Annotated in this window: 20 protein-coding genes and 1 pseudogene; 7 read left to right on the top strand and 14 right to left on the bottom strand. The window is 44.1% G+C overall.

What is annotated here, in order from left to right:
* Nucleotides 1-66 precede the first annotated feature (66 nt).
* Nucleotides 67-942, top strand: coding sequence for an AraC family transcriptional regulator (locus MHB43_RS27135; RefSeq protein ID WP_405130816.1), 876 nt, complete (start codon nt 67-69; stop codon nt 940-942).
* Between the two features lie 74 nt (nt 943-1,016).
* Here the strand turns inward: MHB43_RS27135 and MHB43_RS27140 are convergent, their stop codons facing one another.
* Both MHB43_RS27140 and MHB43_RS27145 read right to left on the bottom strand, forming a co-directional pair.
* On the bottom strand, nt 1,017-1,766 hold the full coding sequence (locus MHB43_RS27140; protein WP_237178516.1) for a DUF3600 domain-containing protein: 750 nt from the start codon (nt 1,764-1,766) through the stop codon (nt 1,017-1,019).
* Complete coding sequence (locus MHB43_RS27145) at nt 1,753-2,340, bottom strand: sigma-70 family RNA polymerase sigma factor (RefSeq protein WP_405130817.1); 588 nt, start codon at nt 2,338-2,340, stop codon at nt 1,753-1,755. The genes MHB43_RS27140 and MHB43_RS27145 overlap by 14 nt, the downstream gene beginning before the upstream one ends.
* A 960-nt stretch (nt 2,341-3,300) precedes the next feature.
* Here MHB43_RS27145 and MHB43_RS27150 point away from each other — a divergent pair.
* From MHB43_RS27150 to MHB43_RS27170, 5 genes and pseudogenes are all read left to right on the top strand, one after another.
* On the top strand, nt 3,301-3,570 hold the full coding sequence (locus MHB43_RS27150) for a DedA family protein (RefSeq protein ID WP_405130818.1): 270 nt from the start codon (nt 3,301-3,303) through the stop codon (nt 3,568-3,570).
* Nucleotides 3,571-3,610: 40 nt separating this feature from the next.
* A complete protein-coding gene (locus tag MHB43_RS27155) occupies nt 3,611-4,177 on the top strand; it encodes a class I SAM-dependent methyltransferase (RefSeq protein ID WP_405130819.1) in 567 nt (188 codons plus the stop codon).
* Between the two features lie 57 nt (nt 4,178-4,234).
* The gene (locus tag MHB43_RS27160; RefSeq protein WP_405130820.1) at nt 4,235-4,915 is read left to right on the top strand and encodes a response regulator; all 681 of its coding nucleotides are present in this window, start codon (nt 4,235-4,237) and stop codon (nt 4,913-4,915) included.
* 49 nt (nt 4,916-4,964) lie between these two features.
* Nucleotides 4,965-6,012, top strand: a pseudogene (locus MHB43_RS27165) (sensor histidine kinase).
* A gap of 34 nt (nt 6,013-6,046) precedes the next feature.
* The gene (locus MHB43_RS27170; protein ID WP_405130821.1) at nt 6,047-6,622 is read left to right on the top strand and encodes a class I SAM-dependent methyltransferase; all 576 of its coding nucleotides are present in this window, start codon (nt 6,047-6,049) and stop codon (nt 6,620-6,622) included.
* An 82-nt stretch (nt 6,623-6,704) separates the two neighbouring features.
* Here MHB43_RS27170 and MHB43_RS27175 read toward each other — a convergent pair whose 3' ends face one another.
* From MHB43_RS27175 to MHB43_RS27215, 9 genes are all read right to left on the bottom strand, one after another.
* Nucleotides 6,705-7,097 carry a hypothetical protein gene (locus MHB43_RS27175; RefSeq protein ID WP_405130822.1) on the bottom strand — a complete coding sequence of 131 codons (393 nt, stop codon included), beginning with the start codon at nt 7,095-7,097 and terminating at the stop codon, nt 6,705-6,707.
* Nucleotides 7,098-7,121: 24 nt separating this feature from the next.
* Nucleotides 7,122-7,904 carry an SDR family NAD(P)-dependent oxidoreductase gene (locus MHB43_RS27180; protein ID WP_405130823.1) on the bottom strand — a complete coding sequence of 261 codons (783 nt, stop codon included), beginning with the start codon at nt 7,902-7,904 and terminating at the stop codon, nt 7,122-7,124.
* A gap of 89 nt (nt 7,905-7,993) precedes the next feature.
* Nucleotides 7,994-8,572, bottom strand: a complete 579-nt coding sequence (locus MHB43_RS27185) for a TetR/AcrR family transcriptional regulator (RefSeq protein ID WP_339179224.1) — start codon at nt 8,570-8,572, stop codon at nt 7,994-7,996.
* Between the two features lie 61 nt (nt 8,573-8,633).
* Nucleotides 8,634-9,632: an NADP-dependent oxidoreductase gene (locus tag MHB43_RS27190; protein ID WP_405132475.1), complete on the bottom strand. Its 999-nt coding sequence runs from the start codon at nt 9,630-9,632 to the stop codon at nt 8,634-8,636.
* 267 nt (nt 9,633-9,899) lie between these two features.
* The gene (locus MHB43_RS27195; protein ID WP_405130824.1) at nt 9,900-10,985 is read right to left on the bottom strand and encodes an alkene reductase; all 1,086 of its coding nucleotides are present in this window, start codon (nt 10,983-10,985) and stop codon (nt 9,900-9,902) included.
* 60 nt (nt 10,986-11,045) lie between these two features.
* A complete protein-coding gene (locus MHB43_RS27200; RefSeq protein ID WP_405132476.1) occupies nt 11,046-11,804 on the bottom strand; it encodes an SDR family NAD(P)-dependent oxidoreductase in 759 nt (252 codons plus the stop codon).
* 325 nt (nt 11,805-12,129) lie between these two features.
* Nucleotides 12,130-12,633 carry an SMI1/KNR4 family protein gene (locus MHB43_RS27205; RefSeq protein ID WP_405130825.1) on the bottom strand — a complete coding sequence of 168 codons (504 nt, stop codon included), beginning with the start codon at nt 12,631-12,633 and terminating at the stop codon, nt 12,130-12,132.
* A 219-nt stretch (nt 12,634-12,852) separates the two neighbouring features.
* Nucleotides 12,853-13,644, bottom strand: a complete 792-nt coding sequence (locus tag MHB43_RS27210) for a TrmH family RNA methyltransferase (protein ID WP_405130826.1) — start codon at nt 13,642-13,644, stop codon at nt 12,853-12,855.
* A gap of 26 nt (nt 13,645-13,670) precedes the next feature.
* Nucleotides 13,671-14,372 (bottom strand): TrkA family potassium uptake protein, encoded by a 702-nt coding sequence (locus tag MHB43_RS27215; protein ID WP_076254620.1) that lies wholly within the window; start codon nt 14,370-14,372, stop codon nt 13,671-13,673.
* A 128-nt stretch (nt 14,373-14,500) separates the two neighbouring features.
* Between MHB43_RS27215 and sspI the strand changes: the two genes are divergently transcribed.
* Nucleotides 14,501-14,734, top strand: a complete 234-nt coding sequence (gene sspI / locus MHB43_RS27220) for a small acid-soluble spore protein SspI (RefSeq protein ID WP_036673259.1) — start codon at nt 14,501-14,503, stop codon at nt 14,732-14,734.
* A 227-nt stretch (nt 14,735-14,961) separates the two neighbouring features.
* Here the strand turns inward: sspI and MHB43_RS27225 are convergent, their stop codons facing one another.
* The 3 genes from MHB43_RS27225 to zwf all read right to left on the bottom strand — a co-directional run bounded on the left by MHB43_RS27225 (nt 14,962) and on the right by zwf (nt 19,206).
* Nucleotides 14,962-16,545 carry a peptide chain release factor 3 gene (locus tag MHB43_RS27225; protein ID WP_047841330.1) on the bottom strand — a complete coding sequence of 528 codons (1,584 nt, stop codon included), beginning with the start codon at nt 16,543-16,545 and terminating at the stop codon, nt 14,962-14,964.
* Between the two features lie 351 nt (nt 16,546-16,896).
* Nucleotides 16,897-17,295: a DoxX family protein gene (locus MHB43_RS27230; protein WP_024634146.1), complete on the bottom strand. Its 399-nt coding sequence runs from the start codon at nt 17,293-17,295 to the stop codon at nt 16,897-16,899.
* A 360-nt stretch (nt 17,296-17,655) separates the two neighbouring features.
* Entirely contained in the window at nt 17,656-19,206 is a 1,551-nt protein-coding gene (gene zwf, locus MHB43_RS27235) for a glucose-6-phosphate dehydrogenase (RefSeq protein WP_237178506.1), read from the bottom strand.
* Nucleotides 19,207-19,217: the final 11 nt, after the last annotated feature.

Consider the following 19,217-nt stretch of genomic DNA (forward strand, 5'->3'; position numbering starts at 1 on the left):
AAGCGCTTTTATGCGTTCATCTTGTGCTAAAATAAAACTATCTTGCGCATGATAAGGGAGGCATTTATGAAGTCCATTTTTCTGGGAGAACAATTTAATCTGGTCTGTCGTCGTACATCCAACACTACGTCTCGCGAAGTGTTCCATGCTCATTCGCAGCTGGAGATAACCTATATTCACGAAGGATATGGGCAGTTGATAACCGAAGGTCAGGTTTTCTCTCTTGAACCCGGTATGCTCATGATTTTTCGACCTTTTCAATTGCATCACATCCAGATTCAAGTATCCAGACAACAGCCTTTCATTCGAAATGTACTCATGGTTGAACTTGATCTACTGAAGGTACATTGGGCCCAATTTATCGTTACTCACGACTTCATACAGGACCTGCTGGAAGAGCAATCCCCCATTCAGCCCATCCGGCTTGCTGCCACATCCCCACTCGTTCAACGAATGGAACAATATGCAGATACGTCTCCAGGTCTGCTTCCTCATGAAATAGAGGAGGATACACGCCTCTTTTTATTGGATCTGCTCGCACAACTTCGCTATCTGTGGCAAGACGGGCAGCAACACCGCTCCCAAGATGTACTCTCGTCCAGTGCTAACGTTCTTCACCCTCATGCCGAAGCCATCATGCAATGGATTGAGCAGCATTACCAGGAACCTTTTCGTTTGGAGCATATCGCAGATACTCTTCATCTGTCCCCCTATCATCTATCTCATCTATTCAAAAAAGCAACCGGCACCACCATTGTCGCTTATGCTCAAGCTACCCGCATTCGTCATGCCTGTGTGCTGCTCACCCGTTCCTCGCTTACCGTTCCCGAAATCGGTCACCGTGTCGGTATGGCCAGCCCCTCCTACTTTTGCAAAGTATTCCGTACTACCACAGGCTCTACACCACTTCAATATCGGCTAAAGGTGCTGGGGAGGAAGTAATGGATCACAACAACAAGAAAGAAGCGAAAGAATTCACTTCTCCGCTTCTGCTCCTCTTTCACAGTTCTCCAGACTCAACGCACATTGAGCTCCAACCGTTTCAAATAGGGAATTAGGCGTCTCTCTAGATACCTTAAATCATCCTTCTGCTCCGCTGACAAGCGTTCCTCATGAATACTTCCATCCTTGTCCATCACCATAACTTTGTATTTCTTCATTTGTTCATAGACAGACTTGAACTCACGATATTGTTCCTTGGTGAATGTCTTCTCTGCCTGTTCCAACTGTTCCGTCCAAAATTGCTGCTCGTCCATCCGTTTTTTGGAGGACCCTATACTCACAGCTTCCAGCTTCTCGAAAAACGGTTCCAGCTCAGCTACAAGAAGGTTATACCGTTCCTGCTCCACTGTACTCCACTGCTCTGGATGCATATTGCCCTGAGAATCGGCATACTTCACGGCCATTTGCCCCATTTGCTTCAGCAGGTCCATATATTGAACAAATTCTTCTTCGCTGAAATGGGCCTTGGCCGTCTGCAGCTTTGTTTCCAACCTCATGTAATCCTCAGCTGTTCCCCCCATAGCAGCGATATTCTCCTGTGAACCATATATTCCGTCTGCGAGATAGGTGTACCCTGCATAGGCTCCGGTGGGAACAATGAGTACAGCAGCCAATAGCCCAGTGACCAGCCATTTTTTTCGATTTCTTCTGATGTGTGAATCATTTCGAATACCATCCATCATTTTATGTTTAATCCTCGCAGGAACGGACCAGTCTTTGGTCTCTTCCTGATAGGCTTTTCGCAACTGTTCATCGAGTTTCATGCAGATCCTCCACCTTTCCCCGCAATCTTGGATTCATCTTCTCTTTCTGTCTCAACTTCGCCAGCGCCGCATGTATACGCGATTTTACGGTTCCAAGCGGAATCTCCAATATGTCAGCAATCTCCTCTTGCGTATATTCATTCAAATAATGAAGTGTCACCACCTGCTGCAGCTTGTACGGTAAACGGCGCACCTGTTCCAGCAGAGGACGATTGGCCAGTTTGTTGATCAAATCAGTGGAAAAATCATATTCCATACCAACGTCAGATTTTTCGATCCGCTTGCTAAACCGAAACTGCATCAACCTTTTGCGTCGATAACTCTGAACCTGTCGCATCGTCACCCCCATCAACCAGGGACGAAAAGCACGCTCCGCATCATATCGCTCTAATGACCGATACGCCTGAATGTAAATCTCCTGTACCACGTCCTCCGCGTCAGACTCGTCCTTGATGAGAAAACGCACAGTTCGATATATCCCCGTCACTGTTTTCTCATATAATTCTCCATATGCTTCTTCATGCCCCGCCCGTATTAACGTTACAAGTTCTATGTACTCATCTTGTTCACTCATTATCTATCCCCCTCCTCCTTACACTATATATTGGCATGCCAGCATCATATCGTTCGATTTATTTATTGAATGAGTAGGTATAGCTGAATCTGATACAAAAAAGACCTCTGGTGTTTATCATGATATAATATACCTAATTTTGATATAACTGGAGGTTTTGAACCTGAGTTATAAGATCCCCTTTAGTCTTTTGCTATTATCTTATTTCGATCATCGGATTGGTGATCGCCAGAAGCTACTTCGAGGCTTACGCCACGGTATACAGACTTATTGGGATATTGGTTATCTTATCGTCTCTTTTTCTTTCGAAAGCGGAAATAAGGGAGTAACTTAGCAGGGGTGGTCACTACTGTAATGAAACTTTTCAGCAAATTGTACTCAGAATATCTCCTGATTCCACGACCTCTACGTTTGTTGTTTTTATGGGGATGGATTGTTTTGTTTATTGTTGCTGGTACCAAATTCAGATGGTTCTACTTCCTACAATAAGCTGATTTCATAGAAGTCTGATCCCCTGGGACATAAAAAAAGAGCTGAGTCGTCATTATGACGTCTCGGCTCTTCTTTGATGCTCATCCTCTTCCTTACAGATAAAGATATAGGTAATCAACTCGAGCTAGCTTATACGTTCCTTTTTGAGGCAAACTTTATTTGATATTCAGAAATTCATATCACTTGATCACCGCTTCTGAATAGTTCTACCTGTTCAAGTCTTGCCAGTACGTTGGCAAGGCTTTTTTCTCTTGAACATAAGTTGTTTGGCTTTGCTTATGTATTCTTTAGATTTTCTTTAGATTTATGCTCATTAATTCCTTAGTTTTTTTAATTAAGATTGCTATATCAACAAGAGAGGAGGCAAAACAATGATCAGTAATACGATCTTAGAGCTACTTCATCAGTATGGATATCTGATTTTTTATTTTGCCTTCTCATTAGGGCCTTTCGGGATTCCAATTCCAAATGATAAATCACAAATCTCAACATCATAAACACTACGTTAAGGCTGAAATCATTCTGAATAAAAGTGGCAATTGGGCGATGTGCATCGGTTTGTTCATTCCAATCGTGCGATATGTTCTCCCTTTGGTGATGGGACTCAGTGGCGTGCAGTATAGAAAATTTGCTCTTATCTCCTATTCCAGTGCTTTGTTATGGACCATAACGTATTTTACAGCGGGAATTTACTTCGGTGGCCCCATTCTATCTACGCTTCATTTATTACATTTCTAACTGGTTTGGATAACATACCATCACATTATGGAGGAACCCTATGAATTCCAATGAACCTGTTTTATTTTTGAAAAGCTTTCTGCAAAGCCCTAAACATGTCGGCAGTATCATACCCAGTTCCCGGTTTCTCGCCAGCAAAATGGTGAAGCAAGCCTCTTGGCTAGAGGCAAAAGCAGTCGCCGAGCTTGGATCGGGTACAGGTCCGATCACTCGTTATATTCATCAACAAGTACAGGATTCCACCAAAGTCCTATTGTTTGAGATGAACGAAACGATGAGGAATACTCTTAAGACGGCATACCCGGAGTACTCCTGTTATCCAGACGCCGCTCGATTGGTGGAATCCATGAATCAAGAGGGCGTTCAGCAACTGGATTACATTTTTAGCGGATTGCCCTTCTTCAACTTTGAGCCTGAATTAAGAAATACGTTGGTAGACCAGATCTATAAGGCACTCAAACCTGGAGGATTATTCATCGCCTTTCAATATTTACTTCAAATGAAAAAAACATTATCCGAACACTTTATCATCGAAAAAATAGAATTAGTGCCTTTGAATATCCCACCTGCGTTCGTTTATGTCTGTCGCAAAAAGGAAACAATTTAAACATTCCAGACTATCGTTTACACTGATGTTATCCTAATTTTTAAGGAGTGTTGAATCATGAATACCGTTCTCGTTGTTGATGATGAACCCGATATCCGGGATGTCATTCATGTCTATTTACGTAACGAAGGATATCAGGTCATTGAAGCAGCCAATGGGGAAGAAGCGCTACATATTATCAAAACAACTTCGGTCCAGCTCGTCATTCTGGATGTTATGATGCCCGTTATGGACGGAATCAAAGCCTGCTTCAAAATAAGAGAAGTATCAACTACCCCTATCATTATGCTATCCGCTAAGGAAGAGGACATTGATAAAATTACAGGCCTGACTACCGGAGCTGATGATTACATGGTCAAACCATTTAATCCGTTAGAACTACTGGCTCGCGTTAAGGCTCAGCTGCGACGTCAAACACTGATTGGCAAAGCAGAATTTAATTCACTTATTCTGATCAAGGACCTTGTCATTGATACAAGTAAACATTCCGTGAAGCTCAAAGAGAATGACATTTCGCTTACGCCTCTGGAGTTTTCTATTCTGGTGTTGCTTGCCAGCCATCCTGGACAAGTATTTAGCTCCGAGAAGATATACGAAACTGTATGGAAAAAACCTTTCGGGTATTCCGATAATACAGTGATGGTTCATATTCGTAACCTGCGTGAGAAATTGGAAATGAACCCACGGGAACCTCAGTATATTAAAACGGTATGGGGAGTGGGCTATAAAATTGATTAAACGTTTACCACATTTTAAAAAAAAGATACAGATTAACATCCTATATCAAATGTTGATCAGTTTAATGATTTCGTTTGTTGGCTCTGTGGGTGTAAATAATATGTTGATCATAGCTGCCGCAAAAATTAGTGAAAGATTTAATTGGCCTTCGCTTCTCTACATCTTTCCTTATGTTCTAACACCAATCTTCATCGTAATTTTCACGTTAATTTTTTTGTTTTCCACACGAAAAATTGTGAGAGATCTCGTTACATTAGAGCAAAGGACTTCAACTCATATCGGAGGGCAATCTGGACTACCGTGTACCCGTCAATCGACAAGATGAACTTGGACGAGTCGCTTCCAACATCAATCACATGACTGAGCAGTTGCAGCTACAGATGATCAAAGAGCGCGAGTTGGAAAAATCCAAGATGGACATGATTACAGGCATCTCACATGACCTGCGCACACCGCTTACCAGCATAATCGGGTACATCGAGCTTCTTAGAACAGAATCTTTTCAAGACAAAGCAGAGTATGACCGCTTCATACAGAACACCTATAACAAAGCAACGCATTTAAAGAAGCTGCTCGATGATTTATTTGAATACACACGCTTAACCTCAGTAGATACCCAACTGGATATGAAAAAGGTTGACCTACATCAACTCTTGGATCAGTTACTGTTTGAATTTGAACCATTGGCTCAGGAAAATAGTATTCATATTGTTAAAGAGATCGGCGATGCTCAAATCATGGCCATCGTAGATAGTGATAAGATTGCTCGCGCCATCGATAATCTTCTCATGAATGCCCTAAAGTATTCCTTCAAACCGGGTACGATCCACATTCGAATGAGTATGCGTCATGAACACATTGCCATTGAAGTCGAAAATAAAGGTATGCCACTCACAATAGAGCAAAAAGATAAACTGTTTGATCGTTTTTATAAGGTAGATTATTCAAGAAGCAGTGAAGGCATCCAAACGGGGTCTGGTCTGGGTCTTTCGATTGCAAGAAACATTGCAGAGTTACATCAGGGTACCTTGACACTTCAGCATACGCATAACATATTTACGTTCCAGATAAGCCTGCCTTCCAACAACATCCAGTAAACCATCAGCGAATTCAGTCATGGAGGATACAGCAATGAAAACATCCGAACCACTTCTTTTCCTGCAAGGATTTCTGAAGAACCCCAAACGAGTAGGCAGTCTCCTGCCCAGTTCCAAGTTTCTGGCCCATAAAATCGTCCAGTCTGTACGATGGGATAAAATTCGAACCATTGCTGAGCTGGGGCCTGGAACAGGTGCCATCACACGTCTTATGAGAGCTGAATTACCCCAATCTGCTACCGTTTTTTTATTTGAAAGAGACCCAAAAATGAGGAATAATCTAAAGAAAACATATCCTGAATTCATGTACCATTCGAATGCATCCTATCTATTGATAAAGATGCATCAAGAAAATGTGCATCATTTGGATAGTATTATCTGTGGACTGCCATTTTTTAATTTCTCCAGAGAAATGAGACATAACATCCTTTCACAGATCCATACAGCGCTCCGACCTGAAGGCACGTTAGTGTTATACCAGTACTCCCTTCATATGAAGAAACGATTAGCTGAGTTATTCGAGATTGAGAAAATTCAATTTGTGCCCTTCAGCTTCCCTCCTGTTTTTGTGTATGTTTGTCGTAAAAGACCCGATGAAGGACAAACGTGAACGATCGAATTGGGGAAGATCTGATTTATCCTCGCCATTGTAACCCGATATTGATTTATGCATATCATGTTTTCTTACCTTCTCATTTTACAGTTGCTAGCCATTGGAAGGCTTCATTTAAGTCATGGAATTCTTGAGATGGATTGGATATGTCCATTCCTGAGAGCATTCGGTTTGCACTCGATTTAGCTATCGCTTTATGGGGAACAAGCAGTGCTGAATACTTAAGTCCTGCTTCGAGTGATCTCGGATACCACTCTTGTGCAACCCATTCTTGGTCATCTGGCGAAATAACGGCCAAGTGACGGCTATCGTATAACGCCTTATTCGAACGTTTTTGCACCGCTAACTCCAATAATTTATTTAGTGGTGTACGATATTGTTCACCTCGCGCAAAGCTCTTCCATTGCAAAACAACTACCTTATTATCCTCATTCCATGAAACGGTTGCTTGAGGGGAATCATAAAAAATCATATCGGTCATCTCCTTTTTAAATGTTTAATGTCCTGTCTTGTCCTGGGAGGATCTAATCATGCGAGTCATCATCTTACGCGGCAACAACCGCGGCATAAACGCGATGAATCGGTTTCGAGCACCAGGCATAATTAATGTCTTGCCACGCAAAAATCCTCGATACCCTTCTTCGGCCACCTGTCCGGCTTCCATGATCGGGCCCTGCAACATCTTCGAGACACCCATACCCGAACGATCAACAAATCCGGTAGATGTCAGCCCTGGGCACAGTGCTGTCACCGTAACACCAGTTCCGCTTACTTCATTCTCCAAAGCCTCAGTGAACGATAGCACATACGCTTTCGTCGCATAATATACCGACATCATCGGTCCAGGGAAAAAACCTACCAATGAAGCCACATTCATCACTCCGCCTTGCCTACGTTGGATCATATCCGGCAAGAATAGCTTGGTCATGACGGTTAAAGCCTTGATATTCACGTCAATCATATTAACTTCTTGTTCCATATCCGTTTCCATAAACGTCCCGAACAGACCGAAGCCTGCATTGTTGACAAGATAGTCAACAACAATGCCCTTTTCCTTCAGCTCATGATAAATCTCCTGTGGTACCCCAGGTGCCGCTACATCTTTGGCAATAACCATCGCCTGAATGCCATACTTTTTCCGATACTCCTGAGCTAGATCCTGTATTTTACCCTCACTTCGTGCTACCAGCACAATATGATGTCCACCTTTGGCAAACCGATCTGCTAACTCTTTACCGATCCCACCTGATACCCCTGTGATTAGAACTGTCTTTCTCATGTTGTTGCCTGCCTCTCTTTTCTATAAAATGTGTTTCATCTGGAACATCAATATTTGAACGAACGTTCTATAATAGTGAAAAAAATAGACTACCTCCGTATGAGATCCATGGATAGCGTCGCTATACGAAGAAGTTTTTCTTTGGTTATCGAAGTTTTGGCCATCACCCTTAACCCAACGCCTACATTATGCAGATATTCTGCCAATACTTCGGCGTTGTACTCGGTTGTGAATTCATCTTCCTGCTGTCCCCACACAATAATGTCCTTGATTAGTTTCTCCGTATTTGCAAACATCTCTATCGATCGATTGTTCATATCGTCATCACGTGCCGCCAATTCGACCGTTGAATTAACAATGAAGCAGCCTGATGCTGGATGCTCCTCACTATGAATCAAAGAAGAAAATATAAACTGAAGTGCTTCCGTTGCCGTTTGAGAATGCTCTACACCTGTTGCAAGGGCGGAGCTCATCTGGTGATCATATAGATCTACTGTCTTCAGGTACAAGGTATGTTTATCACCAAATGTGTCATACAAGCTTTTACGATGAATTCCCATATGATTGACCAGATCGGTCATAGACGTCTTCTCATAGCCTTGTTCCCAAAAAAGTCTCATCGCTTTATCCAGTACAACAGACTCTTCGAACTCTTTGCTTCTCGCCATTGGCTTCCCTCCTGTTCAGAAAACGAACATTGAATAACATGAGTATGATCTTAAAGAGCCTTTAAAAGGTAACAATGACTTTGCCCTGCGAGTGACCCGTTGATACTTTGATCAATGCCTTTTCAATGTCATCAAACGTATACGTAGAATCGATCGAAGGTTTAATGTCTTCTTTTTCTACAAGAGCTGTGATTTCTTGCAACTGAATCCCACTGGAATGCACAAATAAAAAACGGTATTCAGCTTGAGTCTTCCGTGCCATGGAATCCAGGCGTGCACCTACGAGACCAAACAATGCTCTTTTCCACAACGGGAATTGACTGTCCACTGCAAAACGATAATTGGGTCCTGCCTTCAAAGAGACTAATTTCCCCTGTGGTTTCAAAATACTCAGTTCAGCTTTGATCTCATCCGCACCCAAGGTGTCGATCACATAATCGATATCGGACAGAATGTCAGCATACTGCTCAGTCTTATAATCAATGAATTGATCTGCTCCAATGGATAAACTACGTGCTCTGCCCCTCTCACTGCCACTTGTGATAACCGTTAATCCCATGGACTTGGCAATCGGGATAGCCATTGCACCGAATCCACCCGTTCCACCAGGAATAAACAGCTTTTTATTCGGCTCAGCTTGGAGTACATCATACAATGCTTGATACGCGGTCAAGGCAGTAAGAGGTACCGCCGCAGCTTCGATAAAAGATAGATTTTCAGGCATAATGGATAAGGCATCCTCATGTACAGCTGCATATTCAGCAAAAGCACCAATTTTATTCAGAGGCAACCTGGTATAAATCTTATCACCTACTTTAAAATTCAAAACAGCATCACCAACGGCTTCAATGACACCCGATAATTCATTCCCTAAAGTTAAAGGTAACGTATAGTCGGCAATCATCCGAACACTGCCATTCATATTCAAGATATCCAGCGGATTTACACCCGCAGCTTTCACTTTGACAAGGACCTCACGGCTATGAATCTGAGGTATCTCAATATTATTGATTTCCACTTGGATTTTTTTAGAGTATTTCTGTATTTGCGCTGCTCTCATCATTTTTCCTCTTCCTTTACTTATAGACTATAAAAGTTGAACTAAAGATTATTTACACTGACACTACGATGACAGAACAACCTTCCAATCGCTGTTATTCCCAGATTTTTCGATCCCCTTTCTAAAGGGAAAATCCGGTGATAAAGGCGAACACTTCGCTTTTCCAGGTTCTTTCTGTCCTCTCCGTTAATGTGTAAATGAGTAGTTCAACTTATGTTAGGAACATGGCGCGCAGTATTCAGTTGTACGCCATGCTCCATACTTGTGCTAGTGTAGCCCCTCTTGCGACTTTAATTCTTCCAACGTAGGATAATCCGTGTAGCCCTTACTTCCCAATCCAAAGAATGTTGTCGGATCTGCTTCGTTCAGTGGCGCACCTTGTTGAAGTCGTTCCACCAAATCTGGATTAGCTAAGGACCATACACCAACCGGTACCAGATCAGCGAGACCACCATCTATATCTACACTAAGATCATCCAACGTTCTTCCAGCCCGATTGACCAACAATGGATTTCGCCAGATCGAACGAATGTCTTGAAGTAGGTTCTCATCTCCAAGATGCATAACATGAAGGTAAGCCAAATCCAATTGAGCCAATTCTTTTACAAGATAGCGGTAGAGTTCAGGACCTTGTTCGCCATCTTGAATTCCACCCAGCGGTGTCCCTGGTGAGATACGGAAGCCTGTTCGTTCTGCGCCTATTTCCTCCACGATGGCTTTGGTTACTTCCATCGCAAAGCGAGCACGATTTTCTATAGATCCGCCATACTCATCTGTGCGTGTATTCGAATTTTCTCCTAAAAATTGATTGATCAAATAGCCATTGGCTCCATGAATTTCAACGCCATCTGCCCCTGCTTCGATCGCTGCGGCTGCTGCCTTTCGGAAATCAGCGATGGTCGTTTGAATATCCTCCTGACTCAATTCCCGGGGAACGGGGATATCCTGCATCCCTGTAGCCGTAAACATTTCTACACCCGGTGCAATTGCTGACGGAGCAACCGGTTGACGATGATGCGGGGTATTGTCCGGATGGGACATGCGACCAGCATGCATTAATTGGATATATACATATCCGCCAGCTTCATGCACCGCATCGGTTACCTTTTTCCATCCTTCAATATGCTTATCGGTGTAAATGCCAGGTGACCACAAGTAACCCTGTCCATCATCTGAAGGCTGTGTTCCTTCTGTAATCAGAAGTCCCATCGTTGCACGCTGAGCATAATAAAGTGCCGCTAACTCTCCAGGTGTACCATCTTCTTGTGCTCTACTGCGTGTCATAGGTGCCATCGCTAGTCGATGAGACAATTCCATGTTACCAATCTTCGTTTTACTCCATATCTTTTCCATTTGGATGTACTCCTCTTCTTATTTGAGATTTTGTAGATGTATCCTCTAGATTCTGCTGTATTAATTCAATTCTGAAATGACCGGGTAGATTGCGCCTGTCAGCTGAAAATCATAGTTCTGGTCTACAATGCCTACAACCACTTCGTGGTGATCATACAGATCGATCATGAAGCCTGCCATTTCTTTAGCTGTGTGATATTTGGACATATTCGCTTTGTAATCAAATCCTTCAGCATCAATTGATTTTTGTACAAACTCTGTTTCCGTGATCGCTGGTGCAAGCACCTTCGCTTTTAGTTTTGCACCCTTCAGTTCCAGTTCTTTGGCAAGACCTTCTGTAAAGGCGCTAACGTAGTATTTCGATGCAGAATAAGCAACACTACCTACAGCAATGGCATATCCGAGTGCGGAGGAGACGTTAATCAACTGAGTACCTTCGACATTTGCATAATCTCGCACATACAATGTAGAGAGAATGGTCAAAGATTCGATGTTAACACGCAGCATGATCTCCACTTTATCCAAATTCTGTTCAGCAATGAACGAGCCTTCTCCAAGCCCGGCATTATTAATCCAAGTCTCAATTTCATATTCCTTCAAATCGTTATACAGTTCGTAAGCCTCTGCGGTAACAGACAGGTCGCTTGTGTGAACGACAACATTCACTTTAGAATCGATACTCTGAATAGTCGATTTAAGCTCTTCAAGCTTATCCAATCTTCTAGCTACCAAAATCAAGTTTTTGCCCCGTGCTGCAAATGCCAATGCTGTTTCATATCCAATTCCTGAACTTGCTCCTGTAATTACGGTGTATTTCATCATATTCTCTCCCTCATATTCTTTAGATTAGTGTAATTTCAGTTTTGAGAACGATCGTTCTTTATTGTGCAAAAAAAGCAGTTAGAACTAACTTGCTGTTAGCATATCATTTCTAGAACGAACAGTAAAGAATTATTTTATATGTAGAACATATGCTTGGAACATACTTAAATGAGAATAGCTATATAAACCATTTATATCATAAATTAAGAATTCCTATATCGTTTCAATCCTTCAAATTAAGCAGAACTAATTTTTCTTTCATTGAATAATCTACTGTCAGGCCAATGGCCACAAGTATAACCATCAACCTTTCCTAGTTACGCTAATCTGAATTCGACATCATCCATGCCAGAAATTCTCCAAACGAATCGGATACCTTTTCAACCTCTTCAAATTCAGGCTCACATCCACGTACAATAGCCCCATTGTCGGTTGTTAAGTCAATGGCATAGAAGGAATATCCATCCTTCACAGACATTACGATCGGCAAGTGATGATCCCACCAGGACGTTATCTCTGACTGCCAAATAGAATCACCCTCTGCTGCCTCCAAACTAAGCATTTCAAATTCATTCCATTGGAATGCGGTCTCCGTGCTATTGTTAAACTCAGCCTCACAAATAAACCAGGTTTGCTCATCCGGTGCAACGCATTTTTCAACTACATTTAGAAATTCTAAATATTCATCTGGAAGTCCTTTATATCTTGAAGTAATGCTGCTGTTTAAATGTGACTGCGAACCGGATTTACTCATTATGTCCCAGCCCTTTTCCCCGGCCCAAGTCATAAATTCCCTAAAGAGAGTGTTTTCTTTTCCATTATTCATTTCCAATTTATACACCTGCCCATCTGCTTTAGAAATAGAAACTATATCACCTATTCGGGATTTGAATGGAAAATCCCTGCTGTGGTACTTAAAAGACAAAGACAAAAAGACTGGAAAAATGGTTGGGAAAAGCGGCAACCAGCTTCCAGCCTTTGGTGGTTGGGGAAAAGTTAATTTTAGTTAGGGACAGTTAATTTTAAATTGGACAGGAATTATTAGTTAGTTAAACATCCGCTGTCTCATCGCCTCAAACAACAGAATCGTCGCCGCCATTGCCGCATTAAGTGACTCAGCCTGTCCCTGCATCGGGATCGTAATCGCATCATCCACCAAACGTGCCGTGGAATCCGAGATACCCTTGCCTTCGTTACCAATGACGAGCCATACCGACTGCGTAAAATCATAACTATAACATGAATGCTCTGCCTGCAAAGAAGTACTGACCAGCTTCACGCCCGCAGCCTTCGCTTCGGGAAGCAAGGATTCCAACTGGCCCTCCACAATGGGCAAATGAAACAATGACCCCATCGTCGAACGAATCGTCTTCGGGTTATACACATCAGCACAGCCCGCGCCAAGTACAACCCCCGCTGCTCCAGCTGCATCCGCACTACGGATGATTGTCCCTACATTACCTGGGTCCTGCACCCCATCCAGCACAACCACAAGTCCACGAACTCCTGTGATCAGGCTTTCCAGTGGCTCACTGCCTTTACGTACAATCGCGAATACAGGCTGCGGTGTCATTGTATCCGTACATTTGGCGATAACCGCAGGAGTTACACTAACCCACTCCACACGCTGTAGCGGATTCTCAAGCCCGGCGAGTTCGCTAGGTACGCCCTGCTCTCCGTCGTACACAATGCACTCCAGATCTGCTCCGGCACGCAGTGCTTCCTGTACCAGATGAATGCCCTCAATGATATATTTATGTTGACGGGTACGATGCTTTTTCTCCAGCAGCTGTGCCCATTCTTTTACACGTGTATTTTGCGGTGATACAATATCCATCTTTCCATCCTTCCCATCTGCATCCATCACTTCGGATACGCAAGCTCCATTTTCGTCAAATGATCCTTGTGACCCACAATGATTAGCACATCTCCAGCCTCGATCCGGTCCTCAGCGTACGGCGAAATGTTCATCGAATTCCCACTGCGGATCGCCATCACGTTACACCCAAAACGTGCCCGGATGTTTAATTCCATCAGATTCTTGCCGATCATCTGCTCGGAAGCTCTCATCTCCAGAATGCTGTAATCCTCAGACAATTCGATATAATCCAGTATATTAGGCGAGGTCAGATGATGGGCTACGCGCAGTCCCATATCCCGCTCAGGATAGATGACTTTATCCGCCCCAATCTTCTGCAATACCTTACCATGAAGCTCATTTTGGGCTTTTACGATCAGAACGGGTACACCCATATCTTTCAATATCAGGGTTGTCAGAATGCTCGCCTGAATATCTTCACCAATCGCCACAACGACAACGTCGAAATTCCGTATGCCCAGCGCACGCAGCGCTTCTTCATCTGTTGAATCTGCCGATACCGCATGGGTCACCACATTGGACATTTCCTGAGTCCGCTGCTCGTCCGCATCAATTGCCAGCACGTCAAATCCCATGCCACTCAGTGCATTGGCAACACTTGATCCGAACCGTCCCATGCCAATTACGGCATACTGTTTCTTGGCCATTAGGGTCTTAACCTCCCGCTGCTCTTCAGCATGACGCATCATTACAGATATCCATGCTAACGTAAATAATCCTTCGTAGTATACCACAAAGCCTGATAAACTTGAATGCGCTCGCGCTTCCCAGGGAACAGTATTAGAGCAGCCGAATATACGAGGAGGGAATTGCGATGCCCATTACATTAAGCCTGCGTGAAGCGATTGTTCATAAAGTTCATGACAAGAGTGATGATCAGCTCCGGGAGATGATTGAAGGTTCAGTAGATGGACCAGAAGCTGCATTACCTGGACTTGGCGCCATTTTTGAGATGATCTGGAAGAACACAGAACCTGCCAAGCAGGAAGAACTCATTCAAATCGCGCAGGAGCATCTGCACACCATTCCCGTTCAACCGCTTCGTTAATCGAAGCATTGGAGGGTAAGGTAACCATCATTACGTTTGTTCTGTCTGCAAAAGAAAGCTTTCCCTTATTCGGCTGGATCATACCCGCCTCCAGGTAAGGTGTATAGCAATAGATCCCTCCGCCGATTGGCGGAGGGATCTTATTTTTAACAAGCTCTGTCTCATCACATGAACTTGTCACGTTTAACTAACCTTTTAACAATCCCACGAAATACTTTTGTCTTTACTTAAGGCGCAGTCTCCAGGAATTGAGCTGTAGGATTTTTATCCATAGCCGTTCTCATTGCGTACTCATTTTCGAAGAGCACCACATAATTCCCTTTTTTATCTTTTACAAGTGCAGAGTTGATCCGGAATTTGCTTGGGTCCAGATTCTCGTCCACGATCCAGCGAGCGAACTGATAAGGCATACGCTGCAATTGCACATCTACCCCATACTCGCCTTTCATCCGATATTCAAATACCTCGAACTGAAGTTGACCAATTACGCCGAGGATTGTCTCGTCGAAACTTGCCGTCTGGAATACCTGAATGGTTCCTTCCTCCGTCAACTGATCAATTCCCTTTTGGTACTGTTTATGTTTCAATGCATTTTTTACAGTAACTTTGGCGAAAATCTCTGGTGAGAACGTTGGCAACTCCTCAAAGACAATCTCGCTGCCTTGGCTCAGTGAATCACCAATCCGGAAGATACCCGGATCGAACAAACCGATAATATCGCCAGCATACGCTTCTTCCACAATGTCCCGGTCTTGTGCCAGGAATTGCTGTGGCTGTGACAGCTTGATCTCTTTGCCCACACGAGTATGCTTCACACTCATTCCACGTTGGAACTTGCCTGATACAATTCGCAGGAACGCAATACGATCCCGGTGTGCCGGGTTCATGTTTGCCTGAATCTTGAACACATAACCGCTGAATTTCTCATTCGTTGGCTGAATCTCTCCTGCCGTACTGCGACGTGGCTCAGGCTTCGGTGCCAGTTCCAGGAAATTCTCCAGGAAGGTCTGTACGCCGAAATTGTTGATCGCACTACCGAAGAAAATAGGGGTCAATTCGCCGCGTTGAACTTTCTCCATGTCGAATTGGTCGCCCGCAATATCCAGCAACTCCAGATCCTGACACAATTGATCATGCAGGTATTCTCCTGCCATCTCACGGATAATCGGATCTTTGTAGCCGTCTACCTTTTGTACTTTAATCGTTGAGTGATCGTCCCCTTGGAACAATTCCACCTGATTTTTCATCCGGTCATAAACACCGCACAGCTCGCGACCTGTACCAATAGGCCAGTTCATCGGAACCGAACGAATACCCAGTACATTTTCAAGTTCTTCCATCAGGTCAAACGGGCTTTTACCCTCACGGTCGAGTTTGTTGATAAACGTAAAGATTGGAATGCCACGCTTCGCACACACCTGGAACAACTTGATCGTTTGTGCCTCGACACCTTTTGCCACGTCAATCAACATCACCGCGCTATCGGCAGCCGTCAGTGTACGATACGTATCTTCACTAAAGTCCTGGTGACCCGGTGTATCCAGAATGTTGACGCGATGATCCAGATAATCAAATTGCATTACGGAAGAGGTAACTGAGATCCCCCGTTGTTTCTCAATTTCCATCCAGTCACTTGTTGCGTGTTTGCTGGCTTTGCGAGCTTTTACCGTTCCCGCAAGGCGAATCGCGCCCCCGAACAGCAACAGTTTCTCGGTCAATGTAGTTTTACCCGCATCCGGGTGAGAGATAATGGCAAACGTCCGGCGTTTGTCCACTTCCTGTTGAAGAATTTCATTTGCAGCTTTGCTCATAGGTTTAATCCCTTTCGTCCGTTCATTCACGTTAATCCGGCATGGCCGGTCCATCATTCAATCTTTATGCAATCCGGCGAGGCCGGTTGATTGTACACGAGTTTTTACGTACTAGGTATTTACACACTAGATTAATTTTACACATTTACAATGGAGTTCATCCTCCTCAAATCTGTGCTTTCATGTATACCGTGAACTGCTTCTTAACCCAACTCTCCTATTGTACCATAATCTGTACCGAAAATAACCGATTACTACCGCAGATTCTTCTCTTTTCACTTGCAAAAAAAAGCACCCTTCAGCCATTTCCATGGCATCCAGGCACTCCTCATTCATTTTTATTTATCGGGTTTAGAAAATCAATGCATCCAGCGCGTATTGTCCGCCACCTGTCAATGCCAGCGCTACACCAATCACCAGAATAGCCAAATTATATTCGAATCCGTTCTGTGTGGACCAGTAACCGTTCGCACCATGGACTTTCACAATCGCAATAACCATCGTCAATGCAATCAGAATGCCACCTACCGGTGTGAGCAGACCCAGAGCCAGCAACAGTCCACCACCGAACTCAGCGAGTCCAGCCAGTAACGCCACCAATGCACCCGGCTTCATGCCCATCGACTCAAACCAGCCGCCTGTACCCTTGATCCCGTAACCTCCGAACCAACCAAACAGCTTCTGAGCCCCATGCGCCATGAACGACAATCCAATCACCAAACGAATCAACAACAATCCTACATCCAACATCATTTTCTTTTTCCTCCATTCGATATATACAAAATAGTATTCTTAGATTAAAGATATTATGCACATTTTTTCTTCATGATTCTCTGTGACGCAAACCCCTTCAACTGGTTTACATTTTATCTCATGAATGATAACTTATCCGAAACGTTTGCCCGAATGAAGTTTGTCATTTGCGTAACTCTTTAACTCATGTGTTGAGTATAAGTTACATACTTACTTTTTGTCAACAACTTAATTTAAATTACTTATTTCCTTATGATGGATACCTCCCTTTTCCCCCACTAAAAAGCCTGGGGACAACGCAAAATTTGCGATGTCCCCAGGCTCATTCATGTTGTGTATGTTGTTAACGCCCTTACCCTAACCATTCACTTGCCAGATCACGCTGTCCTCGTCCTGACCATTCACCGGCCACCAGTGGAATCCGTCCTGCTCCAGCAGCTTATCTGTCGCTTCTGGCCCCCATGTTCCAGCAGGGTACGTATGAAGCTCTCCCTGATTCTGTCCCCAGGCTGCTGCAATCCGATCCACAAAGGACCAGGCTGTTGCCACTTCATCCCAACGGGTGAAGTACGTAGAATCCCCCTCTGCAGCATCGTGCAGCAGACGTTCATATGCTTCAGGCGAGTTAATTCCAATCATGCAGCTCTGACAGAAATCCATTGCGAGCGGCTGAATCTCGGAATCTGAGCCTGGTTTCTTGGCATTGATTTTGATATATATGCCTTCCATCGGATTCACCCGAATAACTAGCAGGTTCGGTTCCAATTTATACTTTTTCCCAAGGTACACGTTGTTTGGCATCGACTTGAACTCAACTACGATCTCGGTCGTTTTTACCGGAAGACGCTTGCCTGTCCGAATGTAGAATGGCACACCCGCCCAGCGGAAATTATCCACGAATACACGTGCTGCAAAATACGTCTCCGTATTCGACTGCGGATCAACCTTGTCTTCTTGGCGATACCCCGGAAGCTGCTTGCCACGGTACTCCCCTTCGGCATACTGCCCCCGCACAACGTTGTTGCTCACTTCCTCATCCGAAGTAAAGGCTCGCAATGAGCGCAAAACCTTCACCTTCTCATCCCGAATGTCCTCCGGGAATAGGCGACTTGGCGGTTCCATCGCAATCATCGTCAGCATCTGAAGCATATGGTTTTGCCCCATATCACGGAGTGCTCCGGAGTGATCATAATAACCACCACGTTCTTCCACGCCTACCGTCTCACCCAGCGTAATCTGAACGTTGGCAATATGTTTGTTGTTCCAGAGCGGTTCAAAAAAAGCATTCCCGAAGCGGATCACTTCGATATTTTGCACCATCTCCTTGCCCAGATAATGATCAATCCGATAGATTTCCTCTTCACGGAATACCTCACGAATCTGCTCATTCAGATGTTCAGCGGATTGCAGATCATAACCAAATGGTTTTTCGATCACCAAACGGTTCCACCCCTGACTGTCCAGCATACCGCCGTCCCGCAAACTGTACGAGACACTGCCAAACAGCTCAGGTGCCAGTGCCAGATAGAACAGCCGGTTCCCCGGCGTGTTAAACTTTGATTCCAGATGCTCCGTCTGCGCACGCAGCTCTTTGAACCCTTCCACATTATTGATATCCAGTGCTTTGTATTCAAAATGCTCGACAAAAGCGTTCCACTCATCAGGTTCCCCCGCTGGATAACGGCAGAATTCCTTAATGGATTCATAGATGTCTTCCCGGAATTCTTCTGGGGACCTCGGACGACGTGCTACGCCAATAACCACAAAGTCTTCTGCAAGCTTGCCTTCGCGGTAAAGACTGTAGATAGCCGGAAACAGCTTCCGGCGGGCCAAATCACCCGTTGCTCCAAAAATGAAAAATACTGCGCCTGGTGTCTGTACTTCATCTTGCAATTGTTTTTCAACCATGGGCTCCTCTT

Source organism: Paenibacillus sp. FSL H8-0317, from assembly GCF_045040685.1.
In the GTDB taxonomy this organism is placed as follows: domain Bacteria; phylum Bacillota; class Bacilli; order Paenibacillales; family Paenibacillaceae; genus Paenibacillus.

Bases quoted from the DNA above. Each gene is read 5' to 3' on its own strand.
- MHB43_RS27135 (WP_405130816.1), top strand. From the start codon at position 67: ATGAAGTCCATTTTTCTGGGAGAACAATTTAATCTGGTCTGTCGTCGT.
- MHB43_RS27140 (WP_237178516.1), bottom strand. From the start codon at position 1,766: ATGAAACTCGATGAACAGTTGCGAAAAGCCTATCAGGAAGAGACCAAA.
- MHB43_RS27145 (WP_405130817.1), bottom strand. From the start codon at position 2,340: ATGAGTGAACAAGATGAGTACATAGAACTTGTAACGTTAATACGGGCG.
- MHB43_RS27150 (WP_405130818.1), top strand. From the start codon at position 3,301: ATGATAAATCACAAATCTCAACATCATAAACACTACGTTAAGGCTGAA.
- MHB43_RS27155 (WP_405130819.1), top strand. From the start codon at position 3,611: ATGAATTCCAATGAACCTGTTTTATTTTTGAAAAGCTTTCTGCAAAGC.
- MHB43_RS27160 (WP_405130820.1), top strand. From the start codon at position 4,235: ATGAATACCGTTCTCGTTGTTGATGATGAACCCGATATCCGGGATGTC.
- MHB43_RS27170 (WP_405130821.1), top strand. From the start codon at position 6,047: ATGAAAACATCCGAACCACTTCTTTTCCTGCAAGGATTTCTGAAGAAC.
- MHB43_RS27175 (WP_405130822.1), bottom strand. From the start codon at position 7,097: ATGATTTTTTATGATTCCCCTCAAGCAACCGTTTCATGGAATGAGGAT.
- MHB43_RS27180 (WP_405130823.1), bottom strand. From the start codon at position 7,904: ATGAGAAAGACAGTTCTAATCACAGGGGTATCAGGTGGGATCGGTAAA.
- MHB43_RS27185 (WP_339179224.1), bottom strand. From the start codon at position 8,572: ATGGCGAGAAGCAAAGAGTTCGAAGAGTCTGTTGTACTGGATAAAGCG.
- MHB43_RS27190 (WP_405132475.1), bottom strand. From the start codon at position 9,632: ATGAGAGCAGCGCAAATACAGAAATACTCTAAAAAAATCCAAGTGGAA.
- MHB43_RS27195 (WP_405130824.1), bottom strand. From the start codon at position 10,985: ATGGAAAAGATATGGAGTAAAACGAAGATTGGTAACATGGAATTGTCT.
- MHB43_RS27200 (WP_405132476.1), bottom strand. From the start codon at position 11,804: ATGAAATACACCGTAATTACAGGAGCAAGTTCAGGAATTGGATATGAA.
- MHB43_RS27205 (WP_405130825.1), bottom strand. From the start codon at position 12,633: ATGAATAATGGAAAAGAAAACACTCTCTTTAGGGAATTTATGACTTGG.
- MHB43_RS27210 (WP_405130826.1), bottom strand. From the start codon at position 13,644: ATGGATATTGTATCACCGCAAAATACACGTGTAAAAGAATGGGCACAG.
- MHB43_RS27215 (WP_076254620.1), bottom strand. From the start codon at position 14,372: ATGCGTCATGCTGAAGAGCAGCGGGAGGTTAAGACCCTAATGGCCAAG.
- sspI (WP_036673259.1), top strand. From the start codon at position 14,501: ATGCCCATTACATTAAGCCTGCGTGAAGCGATTGTTCATAAAGTTCAT.
- MHB43_RS27225 (WP_047841330.1), bottom strand. From the start codon at position 16,545: ATGAGCAAAGCTGCAAATGAAATTCTTCAACAGGAAGTGGACAAACGC.
- MHB43_RS27230 (WP_024634146.1), bottom strand. From the start codon at position 17,295: ATGTTGGATGTAGGATTGTTGTTGATTCGTTTGGTGATTGGATTGTCG.
- zwf (WP_237178506.1), bottom strand. From the start codon at position 19,206: ATGGTTGAAAAACAATTGCAAGATGAAGTACAGACACCAGGCGCAGTA.